The sequence below is a fragment of the Bacillus sp. 22-7 genome (assembly GCF_010628845.1).
GTDB classification, from domain to species: Bacteria; Bacillota; Bacilli; order Bacillales; family Cytobacillaceae; genus Cytobacillus; species Cytobacillus firmus_B.
On the sequence record NZ_NJQY01000004.1, the window covers coordinates 1 to 16,230 of the forward strand.

At 45.9% G+C, this 16,230-nt stretch carries 18 protein-coding genes; 10 read left to right on the forward strand and 8 right to left on the reverse strand.

Going from position 1 to position 16,230, the window contains the following annotated elements; genetic code table 11:
• Positions 1-80: 80 nt before the first annotated feature.
• Positions 81-314: a DUF378 domain-containing protein gene (locus CE058_RS01925; protein WP_048010810.1), complete on the reverse strand. Its 234-nt coding sequence runs from the start codon at positions 312-314 to the stop codon at positions 81-83.
• Between the two features lie 301 nt (positions 315-615).
• Entirely contained in the window at positions 616-1,497 is an 882-nt protein-coding gene (gene htpX, locus CE058_RS01930; RefSeq protein ID WP_163139940.1) for a protease HtpX, read from the reverse strand.
• A 175-nt stretch (positions 1,498-1,672) separates the two neighbouring features.
• On the opposite strand from htpX, the gene CE058_RS01935 reads away from it, so the two are divergent.
• The 3 genes from CE058_RS01935 to CE058_RS01945 all read left to right on the forward strand — a co-directional run bounded on the left by CE058_RS01935 (position 1,673) and on the right by CE058_RS01945 (position 3,473).
• Positions 1,673-2,404 carry a DUF1836 domain-containing protein gene (locus CE058_RS01935; protein ID WP_163139942.1) on the forward strand — a complete coding sequence of 244 codons (732 nt, stop codon included), beginning with the start codon at positions 1,673-1,675 and terminating at the stop codon, positions 2,402-2,404.
• Between the two features lie 275 nt (positions 2,405-2,679).
• On the forward strand, positions 2,680-3,024 hold the full coding sequence (locus CE058_RS01940) for a MerR family transcriptional regulator (RefSeq protein WP_163139944.1): 345 nt from the start codon (positions 2,680-2,682) through the stop codon (positions 3,022-3,024).
• Positions 3,021-3,473 carry an SRPBCC family protein gene (locus tag CE058_RS01945; protein WP_163139946.1) on the forward strand — a complete coding sequence of 151 codons (453 nt, stop codon included), beginning with the start codon at positions 3,021-3,023 and terminating at the stop codon, positions 3,471-3,473. Before CE058_RS01940 ends, CE058_RS01945 begins: the two co-directional genes overlap by 4 nt.
• Before the next feature lie 41 nt (positions 3,474-3,514).
• On the opposite strand, the gene CE058_RS01950 is transcribed toward CE058_RS01945, so the two are convergent.
• Together CE058_RS01950 and CE058_RS01955 are read right to left on the reverse strand one after the other, a co-directional pair.
• On the reverse strand, positions 3,515-4,852 hold the full coding sequence (locus CE058_RS01950) for an ABC transporter permease (RefSeq protein ID WP_163139948.1): 1,338 nt from the start codon (positions 4,850-4,852) through the stop codon (positions 3,515-3,517).
• Complete coding sequence (locus CE058_RS01955) at positions 4,849-5,538, reverse strand: ABC transporter ATP-binding protein (protein ID WP_163139950.1); 690 nt, start codon at positions 5,536-5,538, stop codon at positions 4,849-4,851. Before CE058_RS01955 ends, CE058_RS01950 begins: the two co-directional genes overlap by 4 nt.
• A 205-nt stretch (positions 5,539-5,743) precedes the next feature.
• Between CE058_RS01955 and CE058_RS01960 the strand changes: the two genes are divergently transcribed.
• Both CE058_RS01960 and CE058_RS01965 read left to right on the forward strand, forming a co-directional pair.
• Positions 5,744-6,970 (forward strand): DUF819 family protein, encoded by a 1,227-nt coding sequence (locus tag CE058_RS01960; protein ID WP_163139951.1) that lies wholly within the window; start codon positions 5,744-5,746, stop codon positions 6,968-6,970.
• Positions 6,971-7,139: 169 nt separating this feature from the next.
• Complete coding sequence (locus tag CE058_RS01965) at positions 7,140-8,447, forward strand: uracil/xanthine transporter (protein WP_163139954.1); 1,308 nt, start codon at positions 7,140-7,142, stop codon at positions 8,445-8,447.
• Positions 8,448-8,476: 29 nt separating this feature from the next.
• Here CE058_RS01965 and CE058_RS01970 read toward each other — a convergent pair whose 3' ends face one another.
• The 3 genes from CE058_RS01970 to CE058_RS01980 form a co-directional block, all read right to left on the reverse strand.
• Positions 8,477-9,355 carry an aminoglycoside 6-adenylyltransferase gene (locus tag CE058_RS01970; RefSeq protein WP_048010802.1) on the reverse strand — a complete coding sequence of 293 codons (879 nt, stop codon included), beginning with the start codon at positions 9,353-9,355 and terminating at the stop codon, positions 8,477-8,479.
• Positions 9,356-9,467: 112 nt separating this feature from the next.
• Positions 9,468-10,952, reverse strand: a complete 1,485-nt coding sequence (locus CE058_RS01975) for a class I adenylate-forming enzyme family protein (RefSeq protein WP_163139956.1) — start codon at positions 10,950-10,952, stop codon at positions 9,468-9,470.
• A gap of 27 nt (positions 10,953-10,979) precedes the next feature.
• Positions 10,980-11,369 (reverse strand): MerR family DNA-binding protein, encoded by a 390-nt coding sequence (locus CE058_RS01980; RefSeq protein ID WP_163139958.1) that lies wholly within the window; start codon positions 11,367-11,369, stop codon positions 10,980-10,982.
• A gap of 92 nt (positions 11,370-11,461) precedes the next feature.
• Here CE058_RS01980 and CE058_RS01985 point away from each other — a divergent pair, with 92 nt between their 5' ends.
• A complete protein-coding gene (locus tag CE058_RS01985) occupies positions 11,462-13,075 on the forward strand; it encodes an acyl-CoA dehydrogenase family protein (RefSeq protein WP_163139960.1) in 1,614 nt (537 codons plus the stop codon).
• 31 nt (positions 13,076-13,106) lie between these two features.
• Here the strand turns inward: CE058_RS01985 and CE058_RS01990 are convergent, their stop codons facing one another.
• Positions 13,107-13,361, reverse strand: a complete 255-nt coding sequence (locus CE058_RS01990; protein ID WP_048010798.1) for a DUF3949 domain-containing protein — start codon at positions 13,359-13,361, stop codon at positions 13,107-13,109.
• A 139-nt stretch (positions 13,362-13,500) separates the two neighbouring features.
• On the opposite strand from CE058_RS01990, the gene CE058_RS01995 reads away from it, so the two are divergent.
• The 4 genes from CE058_RS01995 (at position 13,501) to CE058_RS02010 (ending at position 16,151) form a co-directional block, all read left to right on the forward strand.
• A complete protein-coding gene (locus CE058_RS01995) occupies positions 13,501-13,872 on the forward strand; it encodes a hypothetical protein (protein WP_048010797.1) in 372 nt (123 codons plus the stop codon).
• A gap of 351 nt (positions 13,873-14,223) precedes the next feature.
• Complete coding sequence (locus tag CE058_RS02000) at positions 14,224-14,985, forward strand: MerR family transcriptional regulator (RefSeq protein WP_048010796.1); 762 nt, start codon at positions 14,224-14,226, stop codon at positions 14,983-14,985.
• A 207-nt stretch (positions 14,986-15,192) separates the two neighbouring features.
• Positions 15,193-15,741, forward strand: a complete 549-nt coding sequence (locus CE058_RS02005; protein ID WP_048010795.1) for a CBO0543 family protein — start codon at positions 15,193-15,195, stop codon at positions 15,739-15,741.
• Between the two features lie 155 nt (positions 15,742-15,896).
• Positions 15,897-16,151, forward strand: coding sequence for a hypothetical protein (locus CE058_RS02010; protein WP_163139962.1), 255 nt, complete (start codon positions 15,897-15,899; stop codon positions 16,149-16,151).
• Positions 16,152-16,230 lie beyond the last annotated feature (79 nt).

Below are 16,230 nucleotides of genomic sequence, written 5' to 3' on the forward strand. Positions count from 1 at the left end.
TAGCGGAGATCTTAGCGACACTAGAACGCGACTAACAATCAGTGGGGGGAAGGAAAACCCCCACTGATTGAAGTTTCACTTTATCGTACAGGCCTTGATTCAGGTTCTCTGTCATATTCGCGGCTTGGTTTAAAGAGGAGACCGAGATTGATGAGACCGGCAATTCCCACTAATCCATAGACTATTCTTGATAACATTGCATCCTGTCCTCCGAATAAGCTGGCAACTAAATCAAATTGGAAAAATCCAATCAGCCCCCAATTAATGGCTCCTATAATCGTTAGTACAAGTGCAATACGCTGGAATCCGTTCATGTTCTAGTCCTCCTTAAATTGAGTGATCATACAGCGTGCCCGCATCGGTACAAACCGTCACAGCCTTACTCCGATGCTTTTTTCTGCTATATATTAAGAAGTTACCCTTTTATTGGAGGAGCAAACAATTTTTGGAGAGTTGGAGAAATAAAAACGATGCCCGCTAAATGTGAAATTTGGGAAACGAACACTTAATTTGCGGAAAACATTCACAAAAATGAGAAAAAGCTATCCCGCAAAAGGATAGCTTTGTTTTTAATGATATGGAAATTTCTGGTTAAAGCACTTTGCGCTTATTTACTTACTTTGCACTCAGCCGTCTAATGCGCTCATCCAAATCAGGATGGGTTGAGAAAAGGGAAGCTTTGCTTCTGTTATTAATTTTCAAAGTGGAAATAGCTGTCTGTTCTTCTCCCTTGATGCGGTTGGAGTAGGCCTTCAGCATCTGCAGGGCATGTGTCATTTTGTCTTTGCCGGCCAGGTCAGCACCGCCGCGGTCCGCATGGAACTCGCGATGGCGGGAGTAGGCGAAGACGACAAGACTTCCAAGGATCGAGAAGGCGATCTGGAACACGATTACCGCGATGAAATGCACAATTGGCGCCATCTCTTCTCTGACAAAACGGGATGCCACCCACGCCGCGATTCTGGCAAGGAAGACAACGAATGTGTTGACAACCCCCTGGAGAAGGGTCATGGTGACCATGTCTCCGTTTGCAATATGTGCCACCTCATGGGCGATAACACCTTCAATGGCATCGTCATCCATTTCCTGCAGCAGTCCAGTTGAAACTGCCACAAGCGAGCGTTTTTTCGAAGGACCTGTCGCAAAAGCGTTCACTTCAGGAGAGTGGTAGATCCCGACTTCCGGCATATGTGTTAAGCCTGCCGCTCTTGAAAGGCAGTGAACTTTCTCCACGATGTCCCGTTCAGCTCCTGAAAGGGCACCGTTCGGATCCAGCACCTGGACATTCATCATTTTCTTGGCCATCCAGCGGGACATCCACAGAGAAATGAAAGAGCCGGAGAAGCCAATGACCGCACTGAATACCAGCAATGCGCCGAAATCAATGCCGCCCTGGGCATTAATGTAATTACCTCCGCCAATCAGCGAGAAAATAATACTAATTGTCAATAGAACAAGCACGTTCGTCAATAAAAAGTAAAAAATTCGTTTACCCATTTCCTCACCCTTTTTATCTATTTTGAGTTCATATGAACTTGTCATCTGACTATATAATATAATTTTTCTATAAAAATGGCAAGTCATAACTAGGCTAGCTGAAATAGACATTGACTGTAATCATTGAAACGATTAGGATGAAAGCATTGAATAGAGAACGCAGGGGCTGATTACCTTGGAATTATTCCAGCTATCAAGGAAAAGCATGGCTGATTTCCTGCTGTCGCTGAAGGGGGAAGGGGAGCTTTCGCCCAAACAAATCCTTCAGCAGGCATGGGCAGCCGCTCATGCAAAAAAAGGAATATCAACGGAAGCTTTTCTCGATACGAAAATGCCGGCCATATTTGAAAAATTGCTGCGGGCAGATTTGCAGAACATCGGCTTTTCCATCAATGAAATTGTCGCACTGGGGAACCAGATTGAATTCACCCAGTTATCATCAACTGCCGTTCAAAACTGGGTGAAGCGGGATGTGAAGAACCTGATTGGCAGTCCGCAGATCGGCAAGAAATATTCAGTTGACCAGGCTGCCATGCTTTTTATCGTGGAGGATCTGAAAGCGACACTCGATTTCGATTCTATCCGGAAAATTCTGGATCTCCTTTTTAATGATCTCGATGACAGGTCAGACGATTTGATTGAGCCGATCCCATTTTATTCTGCTTACGCGGCTATTTTTGAAAAAGCCCATCATCATAATATATTAGGCGAAAACATGCATGATGGCATTGAGAGATGCATCAAGCAGGAAGCCTTGCAGACATTGGATAGCTTTCAGGATTTTACGGATCAGCAGAAAGACATCGTCTCGAATATTCTTGTAACGGCCTCCCTCACCGTATTATCGGCCTACTACAAGTCACTGACAAAGAAATATGCAACGGCTACCTTGTTTTTAAATGGGTAAGCCGGGAAGCATCGCCGCTAGAGTGCGATGTTTTTTTATGCTCTTGTTCTAATCCTATAATGGCGAGCATAGCAAAAAACTATTAGGAAGAACGAAGTGTGCGTTTCCTGGAGTCTAGTTGAAATCTATAATGGAAAAAAGCCTCAAAGGATCATGCCGCCAGAGGCTTTTTCTTTCTCTTTCTATCTGATGTGCATTGTGATATACATAATATTATTTAAAAAAACATTGACCATGTGGTGCACCCCACACTTTAAGATAGTAAGGAGGAAGCGATGTACAAGATCAGCGAGTTTTCGGAAATGACCGGGTTAACGAAGGAAACTTTGCGATATTACGCAGAAGTAAAGCTGCTGGAACCCGCTTTTATTGACTCAAAAAACAATTACCGGTATTACGATGACGGCAGCTACTTTTTGGCTATCCTTATAATAAAGCTACGAAGATTAGGCTTCACCATTCAGGAAATGATTTCTGTGATGGAGGATGAATCATTCGCCAATCTGGAAGCGTTGCTGATGCAAAAAAGAAAGCTGATCAAGAAGCAGATGAAGGAGCTTCAAGGTCAAATAGAGGAAATCGATGCCTTTTTGGAATCGGGGAAGGAGGTAGAATCGTGATTCATTGGAAAGAAGAAATCATGATTGAAAGGAATATTGAAAAGGTGTGGAACTTGTTTTCCGACCAGCACATAAAGAAAATCATGCCCAAGGTGGAAGAGCATACCCTGATCGAAAAAAGGGAAGATGAAGCAGGGGCAAAGCACAGGCAAACCTACAGAGAAGGCAAGCGCCTCGAAACTTATATTGTCGAAACGCTGGCTTATGAGAATTCAGATGATAAAAAGCATAAGCAAATCCATTTTGTATTGGGAAAAGCCTTTGAAATCACCCTCGCATTTACGCTGGTCAAAATCGATGAATCCCACACCAGGTTTATTTATGAAGGGGAAAATAAAGGAATTAACTTCGTTGGAAGGGCCATGCTGAAGCTTGGCGGCGATAAAAACAACATGAAGGTGGTAGAGGAATTCCTGCAGAAGGTTCGCGAGGAAGCATTCAAGCTATAATAAAAAAACATCGCCGGCTTAAACCAGCGATGTTTTTTCTATTATACTTCCCGTCTCATTGCCTTCAGGACATCCACCTGTGTCGCGCGCTTGGCCGGACGCCAGCCGGAGAAGATGGTGACTGTCAGGCAAATCGCCACACTGATCAGAGTAAGGGACCAAGGGATATAAGAAAGCATGAGTCCCTCAGGCGGGGCTTCCTCAAATACTCTTTCCAGAACGAGCGGAAGGGCCAGGTTGACCGCATAACTGATACCATAAGCAACAATCGTGCCAAACAGGGCGCCTAGCAGTCCGATATAGCTGCTTTCAAGGACAAAGATCCGCTTAATCGTTTTTGGATGGGCACCGATTGCTTTCATAATGCCGATATCTGGGGCACGCTCCGTAACGGCCATCGTCATTGTATTATAAATGCCGATGGAAGCAATGATTAAAGCGATGGTTCCGATGAAGAGAAGGCCGATTTTTAGAATCGTAAAAACCATATTAATCTGCTTCATCTCATTCACGATAGAATAAACCATATAATTGTCTTCTTTCAATTTGTCATTGATCCCTGTAACTGCCTCGACATCTTTAGCATAAAGGCTGACACTATCGTATATTCGGCCGGTATCCCCGGAAGCTCCTTCCACTTCCTCCGGACTGCCGCCAAGTGTGCCGGTGTAAGCTTCCACTTCCTTAAAAATGTCTTCGGAAATGAAGACTGTGCGGATCTGCATCCATTCTTTAGAAGGCTTCTTCGTGACCCCGGTTATGGTTAGGGGAATGGACTTCTTGACTTCCTTGCCATCCTCCATTTTGACCACTTCCATTTCAATGGTCTTTCCGACTAACTCACCCTTGTAGGCGTATTCTTCTTTTATAGAGCCATCCTCATTAAAGGCGTTTTCTCCTTCTTTCGGCTCCAGAGACAAACCATCCGCAAAGGAGGAGCCAACCACGACTTCATACTCTTTTTCCGGGAGTCTTCCTTCAGACAGCTTGAATCCTGCTTTCACTTCTTCCGGAAAATAAGCCGAAACGGTCTCTGATTGAGCGGTATAATCCTCTGTTTTAAAGATCGGGCTTTGCTGCAGAGATTGCCTGCGGGTGACTGCTTTTACCCCGGTGATTTCTTGAAAATGTTTGATATCCTCATCTTTTATGCCCTGGAAATTTCCTTCGCCCATTTCCTTGCCGTGAACCTGAATTTCCGTAACAAGGCTGTCTTCCATTACATCCTGGATGATCGATTTATGAAGCCCGAATCCGACCGATGCCAGCACAATCAGAAAGGTACATCCAATCGCTGTGGCTAAAATTGTCATAAACAGCCTTGTTTTATTCTTCTTCATATTTTGCCTTACAAATCTGAATTGATCTTTTACATTCATGCAAATACACCCTCCATTACCCTTCCATCTGTGATTTCAATTGTCTTATGGCCGATGGCTGCCACTTTTTCGTCGTGTGTAATAATCAGAAACGTTATGCCCAGATCACGGTTCAGCTCTTGAATGAACTGCAGCAGCTCGTTTTCTGTTTCGCTGTCCAGGCTGCCTGTCGGTTCATCCGCCAGAATGAGGGGAGGATTCACGACAAGCGCACGGGCAATGCTGACGCGCTGCTGCTGTCCGCCGGAAAGCTCACTTGGGTAATGATCTTTATATTCGATAAGGCCTACCCGCTTTAACGTCTCTTCCGTCTTCTGCAGTCTTTCCTTTTCAGCCATCCCTTTGAGAATGAGAGGAAGCTCGACATTTTGGTAAGCCGTCATGCTCGGAATCAGCTGAAAGCTTTGGAAAATGAATCCGAGATTCGCCAGGCGGAAATCAGCGAATTTGCCTTCGTTATAGTCACTGACCTTCTCGCCATGTATCCACACTTCTCCTTGCTTTGGCTTAATAAAACCGCTGATGATATTTAGAAGGGTCGACTTACCTGATCCGCTCCTGCCCACAATTGTGACAATCTCTCCTTTTTCCACTGAAAAAGAAACATCCTCCAATACAGGAATAACCGTCTTCTTTTCTTTTTTGCCAATCTCAAACGCATGGCTTAATCCTCTAACTTCTATCACGCAATAACCTTCCTTCTAAAAAAGTGTCTGCCATCTAGACGTACGAAAGGACACTTTCGGATTCAAAAAAAAATAAAATAATTTTTGGTGACAGGCACCACTCGAATTTTGTCGAATCAAACCATTCGGTTTGAATATTTTGAATTTTAGAAGAGATAGAGCTAATATGATGGGTAGTGATACTGTAAAAAAGGAGGAAATGCTATTGGAGCAGACACTTATTAAAGCTGATGATTATGTAACACTATGGGGAATTATTGTGGTGTGGGCCTCGGCAAGCATTTATCTGGAGCAGCGTTACAGGTGGGCTGCAAAAATTTCAGGGGCGATTGTTGCCCTGATTGGCGCTATCATTCTATCTAATACGGGCATTATTCCGACAGCATCACCGGTTTACGATGCAGTCTGGACATTTATCATTCCGCTCGCAATCCCATTGCTTCTTTTTCATGTGAATATTAAAAGAATCTGGCAGGAAAGCGGCCGTCTGCTGATTATCTTTCTGATCAGCTCCATTGGAACAGTGGCAGGTGTGATCATCAGCTTTTTCTTGCTGAAAGATCATATTCCCGTGCTCGATAAACTGGGAGCGATGCTCAGCGCATCCTATATTGGCGGCGGGGTTAACTTCGCTGCCATGGCTGCAAAATTTGAAACGCCAGGAGAAATGGTTTCAGCCGCAGTTGTTGCTGATAATTTAATGATGGCGATTTACTTCGTTGTTCTGATGATGGTGCCAGCCATTGGATTTTTTCGGAGCCGGTATAAAACGCCGCATGTAGATCAGGTAGAAAGCGGAAGCATAGGAGAAGAAGGGAAGACACTTGCGGAAAGCTTTTGGAAGCGAAAGGACATTTCATTAAAGGATATCGCTTTATCCGTTGGAACGGCTTTTTTACTGGTGATTATAGCTTTTAAGATTGCTGAATTCCTGGATAAGGCCATTCCTTCCGGAGATGAAGTCTCTTTCTTTATAAATCTTGTAAATGGGCTGTTTGGAGACAAGTATCTGATGCTTACTACTTTGACATTCCTGGCTCTGGCCATGTTCCCGAGATACTTTGAGTCTATTAACGGGAGCCAGGAAATCGGCACATTCCTGATTTATTTGTTCTTTGTCGTGATCGGCATTCCGGCATCAATCCCGCTCATAATCGAGAATGCCCCGCTGCTGCTGGTGTTTGTGTTCATCATCGTAGTAGTGAACCTGGCCGTATCATTAACTGCAGGCAAACTATTAAAATATGATCTCGAAGAAATCCTCCTGGCCAGCAATGCCAATGTCGGCGGACCAACCACCGCTGCCGCCATGGCCATCGCCAAGGGCTGGAAGGACCTGATTGGACCGATTCTCGTTGTCGGAACACTGGGCTATATCATCGGCAACTATGTCGGCACTGCGCTTGGACTATGGTTTTCCGGACTTATGTAAAAATGGAGCAGCGCCCGCAAGATTTTGCGGGCTTTTCCTATTCGCCTCCACTTTCTCCCTATTTCTACTTTTCTTCAAGATAAACCCAAAGAAATTTCTCGAAATTTGTACTATAATAATAGCTAGTTATTTTTAGAGAAACGAAATAATAGAAAGAAGTGTTGGCATCTTGGATAAACGGTTTGGTACCGTGACGATATTTTCTTCTGTTCAATGGCTATTTTTTATTTTTGCAAATACCGTGATGGTCCCGATATCAGTTGGAACCGTCTTCGGGCTTCCGGGCGAAACGATTGCGATGATGCTGAGAGCCTCGCTTATCTTTACGGGGCTGGCGACCATTTTTCAGGGCTGGAAAGGGCATCGCTATCCGCTTATGGAAGGTCATTCCGGCTTGCTGTGGGGAGTCATCCTGAACCTTGGCCTGTCGGCATCTTCCCTTGGCATGAGCTATTCGGAAATCGGGGGCGGAATTGCGACAGGCGTACTGCTGGCATCGGCTGTTACGCTGATACTCGCAGCATTCAATGGCATTTCACTGCTAAAATCAATCTTCAGCCCGATGGTGATGTCCGTTTATTTGTTTCTATTAACCTTTCAGCTGATTTTCATTTTTTTTAAAGGCATGATGAAGGTCGGCGAGCAGGGCACCATTGATGTGCCGATTACGCTTTATTCCTTTGCTCTCGTCATTTTTGTGAGTTTATTAAAATTAAAAGGGAATGCCCTCATCAGTAATTTTTCTATTTTAATAGGCTTGCTGGCAGGGTGGATCGGCTATGATCTCTTGTTTGCCGGTGAAGCAGTACAGGCGACGGCATCCGGAGATGTGAGCTTTACACTCTTTCCGCTGGGACAGCCTAACCTGGAAATCGGAATTGTGGCAGTAGCCTTCTTTGCGTGTCTGATGAACCTTAGCAACACAGTCGCTTCGATCAGTTCTGGTGACCTCCTGTTTAAAAAGGAATCCGGGAAGCGCGAGTACCGCGGCTCGATTTTTATTACCTCGGTCTTCACAGTAATTGGATGCGGGTTTGGCCTTGTGCCGTATACGCCATTCACCTCATCGATCGGATTCCTGCAGAGTACCCGCGTATTGATGAGAACACCCTTCTTCATTGGGGGAGCGCTCTTAACTGTAATTGGCCTGGTCCCGCACTTGGGCTCATGGCTCGCCGGCATGCCGGTAACAGTCGGGAACGCCGTTCTGTTTGTCGCGTATCTGCAGCTGTTCGGGACTGCTTTCAATAGCTTAAGCGGAAAAGTGTTCAACTCAGATACCATCTTCCGTTTAGCGGCACCCGTCCTGGTCGGCATCAGCCTGATGAATACACCGTCTGCCGTGTTCGCGGAATTCCCTGTATTGATTCAGCCATTTATCTCAAACGGGCTGCTGATGGGCGTCCTGATCTCCATTCTTTTGGAAAAAATGGTGAACTGGTCTGCGTTCGAACAGCTGGAATTAAAGAACAACTAGAAAAATCCCCTGAGCCTAGGGGATTTTTTTTAATAGATGGATTGGGCGTCTGCAGGCAGGCTGCGGATATGCTTTAAGAATCCGGTCACACGCTTATCATCTTCAAATGGGTACTCAAAGCCGAGTTTCTCCGCGACCTCAACAGCTGTATGTCTGAAAAGGGAGCACATGGTAAAAAGGGCATCCCAGATGTGTTCAAATTCGGCGTCTGAGTATGTAGCCTGAAACTGTTCCCATTCCCCGCCTGAAAGATAATCGGGCAGAAGCTTTCCAGCTTTGCCTAAACTTATTGTAAAATCTGCTGTGATGCCGGCCTTCCATTCCAGCATGGTTATCAGCACATTGCGGTTGATCTGCTCATGCATAAACATCGCGTAAGTCAGCTCCCTGCGCCAAAGTCCTTTACTGACATTCATCGTAATCCACCAAAACTCATTGCACAGATCTGCAAACTCTCTGGCATCAGGTTTCTTGATGTGGTAATCCCGGTCACTGGCTGGCGGCAGGGACCCAATCAGCCCATCCTTATCAAGAAGCAGCACACTCAGGCTGTCATGGTCCAGCAGCTCATCGAACTTTTCAGCCGGAATCAAAGTCAGATCAATCCGGTTCCCGTCCATAAACTGCATCAGATAGGGAAAGCGGCCGTTCCCATCGGCAGGCGGCAGCACCTTCTCCTCCGGCATCTGCACCATAACCCGCTCGCCAAATACATCTACCCAGCTATGATCAAAGGTGAAGGACTCCATGTCCCTCACTTTGTACACAATATCATAATCCTGAAAGATATCTTTCTTTAGATTAGGATTCGCGCGCGATCCATTAAGAATGACCGCACGAACCCGCTCATCTTCTTTGGCAGTTGATAGAATCAGATTCATCATCTCGGTTTCGGTTCTTGACTTCATGTGGCCTCCTGATTGTTTGGTTATACTAGTAAGTTACTTTTTTTAGGGGCGGATTCCTGCTGGTGACTCTAAAAAATCAGGCGCCCTCCCAAGCACCTGATATTCGCCGCAATTAAGCATGCACCAATTTCACCTGCTGCTTCAAAATCTTTCCGCTTGCATTCCGCGGCAGTTCATCCACAAAGGAATAGATCCGCGGACACTTAAATTCTGCGAGATGTTCGGCTGTAAACACCCGCAATTCTTCCTCAGACACCTGGCCCTTCAGTACAACGACTGCTTTAACGGTCTCACCCCATTCTTCATGAGGCACACCGACGACACAGGACTCCAAAACCGCGTCATGCTTCGCGAGTACTTCTTCAATTTCACGCGGATAAATGTTGACGCCGCCCGAAATAATGACATCCTTTTTACGGTCCACGATGTAAAAGTAGCCATCCTCATCCCTGTAGGCAATGTCGCCGGTATAGAGCCAGCCGCCTTTCAGCACAGTATTCGTTTCAGCCGGATTATTGTCATAACCAAGCATGAGGCTGTCGCCAGTCAGAAGAATCTCGCCATATTCATTTGGAGCCGTATCGGTGCCATCCGGCCGGACGATCCGGATTTCCATGTTCACCGTCGGATTTTTGCCGATGCTTCCGGCCTTCTCCAGATGCTCTTCCGGGTATAAAAGAATGCCATTTGGTCCCGCTTCCGTCAGTCCGTATACCTGATAGAAGTTTTCGTTACGGAATGCCTTTTTCACATGGTGATAGGAGGCAAGGGCCAGCGGGCCGCCGCCATAGGCAAAGACACGCATGGTGGACAAATCATAGGAAGCCAAATCCGGATCCTTGGCCGCAAGCAAATAGGCAACAGGTGCCGCAAATGAGAAGGTCGTCTTTTCCTGCTGAATCCAGTTCAGGAAGCCCTTTGGAGTAAAGTCGCCGATCACATGGGATGCTCCGCAATAAAGCCCGCTCATGAAAAAGGTATTCAAAGGAGCAGAGTGGGAGAGCGGCATCAGGGTGAGCATGGAATCATTATGCGACAAGTTGAAATTGACCGAAACAGCCGAAGCGATCGCCAGAATGCGTTCATGGCTGAACACAACTCCCTTTGGCGTCCCGGTTGTTCCGGATGTAAAAAGAATCTCACAGACATCCCGCGAATCAATTGGCACATCGAGATTGCCGTCAGAAAAATGAGCAGAAGCCTCTACCGCACCCTGTATAGAAAAATAGAAATTCAAATTCTCTTTTAACGACGTCACTGTTTCAGCAAGCTCATCCTCATACAGAACCCCAGTAGCATTCGCATTTTGAAAAATTGCCCCCAATTCCTTCGGTATCAAACGGATATTCACCGGCATCGGAATCGCGCCGATCTTCATGCAGGCAAAAAAAGCATAAAAGAAGTGCTCCGTATTGCGGGACATTACCGCAACCCGATCGCCCCTCCGGACTCCTTCATTCTGAAGATATCGTGCCAGCCTGTTGCATTGGCGGTTCATCTCTCCGTATGTAAGGCGGTTCGACACCGTCATAAAGGCGTCCTTTTCTGGAAACTTCCTTGCATTTCTCTCCAATACTCCGTGAATGGTTGCTCCCACTATACTCAGCCCCTTATTAAAATGAATCTATGTCTTCACCCGGCTGTTTTCATACTTTGCTTTGTACGTTAAAATGTCTTCCCGCAGCATTTGCAGCTGCATGATCTGCTCTTCGATTTCCCTCAGCTTGCTGTCAGCAAATGCAATAATTCTGCTTTTCTCCGCTTCGCCTTCCGGGTTCGATTCATACAGCTCAATCATTTCTCTGATTTCCTGAAGGCCGAAGCCGAGTTTTTTCCCCCGCAGAATCATCTTCAGGCGCCGTCGTTCACGGTTCGTATAGGTGCGCTGCTTGGTCAGGCTGTCGCGATTTTCCGAAGTCAGCATTCCAATTTCCTCGTAATAGCGGATCGTCCTGGAGCTGATGTCAAACATTGCCGCAAGCTCGCTGATGGTAAAAACTTTTTCACCTGGCATTATGTATCCTCCTAGTTGACGTTAACGTTAGCTTAGTTTTATAATAATTCTGAAAATTGGTATTTGTCAATCAAAAAAGGAGTGATTTTTCCATGACGATAACTTCCCGGGACCAGCAGATAAGAGGCAAGAATTCATACACATTTGATGAGTTTTTAGACCGGCGTGCCAACCAGGATTGGTATAAGGATGATCCCTTTTTGAAAAAGGCCTTAAAAAAATATGCAGGCTCGCAATATGAACAGATACATAATGAACTGCAGGATTTTTCTCCGGCTGTTTCGTCCAGATGGAACACGCTTGCAGAAAGTGCAGCAAGGCCTGAATCCCGTCCGTATATGCTTCATTTTGATGCCTTCAATCACCGCATTGACCGTGTCGTCCGACCATTGGAAACTCATCAGCTGGAAAAAGAAGTGTTTGGGGAGGGACTTTTTTCAAGCCGCATGACGTCCTGGGAAAGTTTCGTGAAGCGGATGCTGATTCACCAGCTGGGGGAAGCGGGTGTCGCCTGTCCGCTGACATGCACGATTGGATTAATTGCACTCCTTGAACAATATCCGAATGAAGATATTCCTGAGCTGGATAAAATTTTACAGCATACGAAAGAGGGACTGGACGGGGATTTTGCCATCGGTGCCCAATTCATGACGGAGATACAGGGAGGATCCGATTTGCCTGCCAATGTGCTTGAGGCGGTCCCAGATGGTAAAATCTATCGCCTTTATGGCAATAAATTTTTCTGCTCGGTTGCACATGCCGACTATTCCGTGGTCACTGCTAAGATTTCCGGCACTGATAAAGTGTCCACGTTCATTGTGCCCTCCTGGCTTCCTGGTGAGAAGGAGAAGGAAAAGCGCAATAGCTATGAGATCAACCGGATCAAGTGGAAAATGGGCACGGCCGAGCTGCCTACAGGGGAATTTCAGTATAATGGGGCTCTTGCTTACCCGGTTGGCCCGGCAGGAAAAGGGGTGGCCGTTGCAGTCGGCATCGTTCTGACACTATCCCGCCTTGAAATCGGCATCGCCTGTGCCGCCTTTATGCTCCGTGCAGCCCGGGAAGCCAATCTTTATGGCGATTTCCGGACTGTTTTTGGCAAAAAGGTAAAAGATTACCCGCTATCAGCGAGAACGCTGAAAAAAATAGAAAATGCCGCCCATAGGACAGCTGCAGGCGCTTTTAAAACCTATGATCTATTCCTCCGCCTTGACCAGCCGCTGAATGCCGGGATTCCGGTGGATCAGCCGATCGAACGGAGAAAACAGCTCTTTAACTTGAGGGAGATTGTGCTGCTGCAGAAAATCTGTGCCACAAACGAAGGGGCAGAGGTGCTGCGCGATGCTATCTCTGTCTTTGCCGGCCATGGTGTCATGGAGGAATTCTCATCATTGCCGCGCATCTTCCGGGATGTCGTCGTCAATGAGCAGTGGGAAGGGCCGCGCAATCTGCTGCTGACGCAAATTTACCGGGATATTCAGAGAGTGGCAGACTGGTATCCGCCGGGTGAATTCGTGTCAAATGTGCTTGCAGGTACTTCTAAGGAAACGATTGATCGATTTGCGGAGCAGCTGACGGATCTCCTGCAGCGCCCGGTGTGCGGGGAAGTGAGCGAAGCTTCCATGGAAGCGGCTGAAGAGTGGGATATGTTCTGCGATTCCTTTTTTCAAGCCTACCAGACGATTGCGCTGGAGGAATTGCAATAAAAAAATGCCTGGCGGAAGCCTGCCAGGCTATTTAATGCTTAATTCGATAGATAACCGATGCCAGCAAATTGGCCAGAAAAAAGATCGGGTTTCCCTGCATGTTCTCATGCAGAACCAATTCATCCACTCTCATGCTGTCATACATTTCTCCCTGTGTTTTCCCTTTCGCTTTATTTTTGGCCTCCATCTCTTTAAGGTTGACCAAAAAACGGTATTGCATGGGCAGAATGAGAAGTGAAAACAAAACATACAATCCGAGAATTCCCCAAAAAATCATCAAAAACATTAAGTCCCCTCCTAGTTAATTCCATTTTACAACATCTCTAATGAGTATGTATTTGGGAACGTATGTTCTTGGATTATGCATAAATCTTCCGCTTCCTAAATAAGATGAAGTATCATCCAAGAAAAGAGGCGATCCAACCATGATTACAAAAGAGATGCTGTCCCGTTTTGATGAGCTGAACCGAAGGAAGAAAGACCTTGAAGCAGAACTGGATAAATTGAAAGACCTGTTCCATCAGTATTTCGATACAGCAGTCGGACAGAATGAAAAAGGGGAAGTCAAGATTGATAGCTACAAACTGCAGAGGCAGATTAGAAGGACGGAGAAATTCGACCCCGTTCCAACTGTCAACAAATTGGAGGAGCTGAATCTTATCGATCTGATCCAAAAGCGTCCGGATGAAGGGAAAATAAAATCCGCCATGGATCTTGGATTGATTAAGGAAGCTGACTTGGAAGGATGCAGAATCTCCAGGACAACCGCCGCTCTCCTGATTAAAAAGCTGGATTAATTTTTTAAAAAATATGGTTGACCTTCACGCTGCGTAAAGGTGTATCGTTAGTAACAGAAAGTACTTTCTATAACTTTTCAATGTCTAGCTGCAGCGCCTAGCCAGTATTTTCTTCATGAATTTCCTCCCATGAATTACTTGCGAGGAGCATGATTCGAAGAATGATGCTTTGAGCAGCTCGGGGTCATAAGCCAAATCACTCCAGAAATCAGGATTTCCTGCGTGATTCGTCTTATGCCTGTCGGGCTTGCACAGGATGTGCTGACTTCAACGTTCGCCACAGGACGTGGCGGTTTTTAGTTGAAGTTCATCTGGAGGCGCTTCCGCTTTTCTAGAAAGGAGGACCATCGCATGGAATACACAGTGCAGAAGCTCGCGCAGCTGGCCGGGGTCAGCTCGAGGACCCTCAGGTATTATGATGAAATTGGGATTCTTAAGCCGGCAAGAACCAATTCGTCGGGATATCGGATTTATGGCCAAAAGGAAGTTGACAGACTTCAGCAGATTCTATTTTATAGAGAGCTTGGCATCAGCCTTGATCAGATCAAGGAAATCATCACAGCACCTGCTTTCGATGCTGCGGATGCACTGAAGGAGCATCGCGAGAAACTCCTTGAGAAAAGAAAGCAGCTTGATCTGCTTATTACGAATGTAGAAAAAACGATCGCGTCAGCGGAAGGGAGATCGACCATGTCGGATAAAGAAAAGTTTGAAGGGTTCAAAAAGAAAATGATTGAAGATAATGAGAAGCAATACGGAAAGGAAATCCGCGAAAAATATGGTGAGGAGATGGTTGAGAAGTCGAATGCCAAACTTATGAACATGACGCGGGAGGAGCATGAGGCAGTTACCAAACTGGCTGAAGAGATAAACAGCACCCTGGACCAGGCCATGGAAACGGGTGATCCGGCAGGAGAGCTTGCTCAAAAAGCAGCCGGCCTGCATAAGCAATGGATCACATATTATTGGAGCGAATACAGCAAAGAGGCCCACGCCGGCCTGGCGGAAATGTATGTGGCAGATGAAAGGTTTAAAGCTTATTATGATAAAGTGCGGCCGGGTGCCGCTGAGTTTTTAAGGGATGCAATCAAGATTTATACTGGACAGCAATAGGTATGAAAGCGGCTGGCTCTGCCGGCCGTTTTTTTATGGGACTGAAGTTTGCTCAGTCCGCCAAGCTAATGAGGATGCATATGATCGCTAAGTTTGGTACACCCCTTTTCGCCAATAGTTCACTAAAACCATCTGCTTACTGTATGTAACTCCTTATATAGGGGAAAATGTGTAACAAGATACCAACACAAACTGGCAGGTGATGAGATGAGCCGCATTCCTTCATATGAAGATGAGCAAACCCTTAGGGAGAAATTAAGAGATATTTCTCTTGAACATTGGGTACATGAGGATTTGTTCAGTTTTAATTGGTGGCTGCTGCTGGCTGCGAGCATTTTGCCATTTTTTATTTGGTGGAGGCTGGTGGATAAGGGCAGGTTATTTGAAATGTTGACTTTCGGCTTAATCTGTGCGATCTTCGCCTGTTTCCTGGATGTTGTGGGAGTGAGCTTTCTTTTGTGGGGATATCCCGATAAGCTGTTTCATTTTATTCCGCCATTAGTGCCAGCAGATTTTGTGGTCATTCCGGTGTCAGGGATGCTGATCTATCAGTACTTCAGCACATGGAAAAGCTATGCGGCTGCAGCAGCGGGCCTTGGGATTTTGTTTGCTTATATCATTGAACCGTTATTTAGCTTATTAGATTTGTTTGTGCTCATACATTGGAAGCATACTTATTCGTTCATAGGCTTTATCCTCTTTTTTCTGGGTATTCGCCTTTTGATGATGGGTTTGAAGAGAGCAGCAAAAAAATAAAGAAAGCGGTCAGCAATGCTGTCCGCTGTTTTACCGGATTAATAGTGGGAGCTGTGGGAACATTTTTTACAGCAGCTGCAATGCCGTTCAAATGAGCATTTATTGCAGGTGCAATGATGAATTTCAGGTGTGCATTTTTTACAGGAGCAGCTCTTATGCTCAAAGGAACATTTTTTGCAGGAGCAGTGGTGTTTAAAATCGCTAGTACATTTCTTGCAGCCGTGATGTTCAGGCTTTTCTTTCTTTTTGCAGCAGACCTTTTTCTTGTAATAATATTCTTCCACACAATAATGGCACATGGGTTTCACTCCTTTCTCCTACTAATATATGAAGGGGAAGCCAGAAGGAAAGAGCCCTTGTCCATATTGCTTAAAATATCCGCAAATGCCCCCTCATTTTTCGCAGTCTAACGGGCAGTAAGACCCCCGCTTCAAGACTCTGAGGAATCAAAGGAGGGTAAGCGGGGGCCAAACTGCCCGTAAAGGCCCG

Excerpts from the sequence above, each read along its gene's own strand:
- CE058_RS01925 (WP_048010810.1), bottom strand. The coding sequence starts at position 314 with ATGAACGGATTCCAGCGTATTGCACTTGTACTAACGATTATAGGAGCC.
- htpX (WP_163139940.1), bottom strand. The coding sequence starts at position 1,497 with ATGGGTAAACGAATTTTTTACTTTTTATTGACGAACGTGCTTGTTCTA.
- CE058_RS01940 (WP_163139944.1), top strand. The coding sequence starts at position 2,680 with ATGTACAAGATCAGCGAGTTTTCGGAAATGACCGGGTTAACGAAGGAA.
- CE058_RS01950 (WP_163139948.1), bottom strand. The coding sequence starts at position 4,852 with ATGAATGTAAAAGATCAATTCAGATTTGTAAGGCAAAATATGAAGAAG.
- CE058_RS01970 (WP_048010802.1), bottom strand. The coding sequence starts at position 9,355 with ATGAAGTCAAGAACCGAAACCGAGATGATGAATCTGATTCTATCAACT.
- CE058_RS01980 (WP_163139958.1), bottom strand. The coding sequence starts at position 11,369 with ATGCCAGGTGAAAAAGTTTTTACCATCAGCGAGCTTGCGGCAATGTTT.
- CE058_RS01985 (WP_163139960.1), top strand. The coding sequence starts at position 11,462 with ATGACGATAACTTCCCGGGACCAGCAGATAAGAGGCAAGAATTCATAC.
- CE058_RS01990 (WP_048010798.1), bottom strand. The coding sequence starts at position 13,361 with ATGTTTTTGATGATTTTTTGGGGAATTCTCGGATTGTATGTTTTGTTT.
- CE058_RS01995 (WP_048010797.1), top strand. The coding sequence starts at position 13,501 with ATGATTACAAAAGAGATGCTGTCCCGTTTTGATGAGCTGAACCGAAGG.
- CE058_RS02000 (WP_048010796.1), top strand. The coding sequence starts at position 14,224 with ATGGAATACACAGTGCAGAAGCTCGCGCAGCTGGCCGGGGTCAGCTCG.
- CE058_RS02005 (WP_048010795.1), top strand. The coding sequence starts at position 15,193 with ATGAGCCGCATTCCTTCATATGAAGATGAGCAAACCCTTAGGGAGAAA.
- CE058_RS02010 (WP_163139962.1), top strand. The coding sequence starts at position 15,897 with ATGCTCAAAGGAACATTTTTTGCAGGAGCAGTGGTGTTTAAAATCGCT.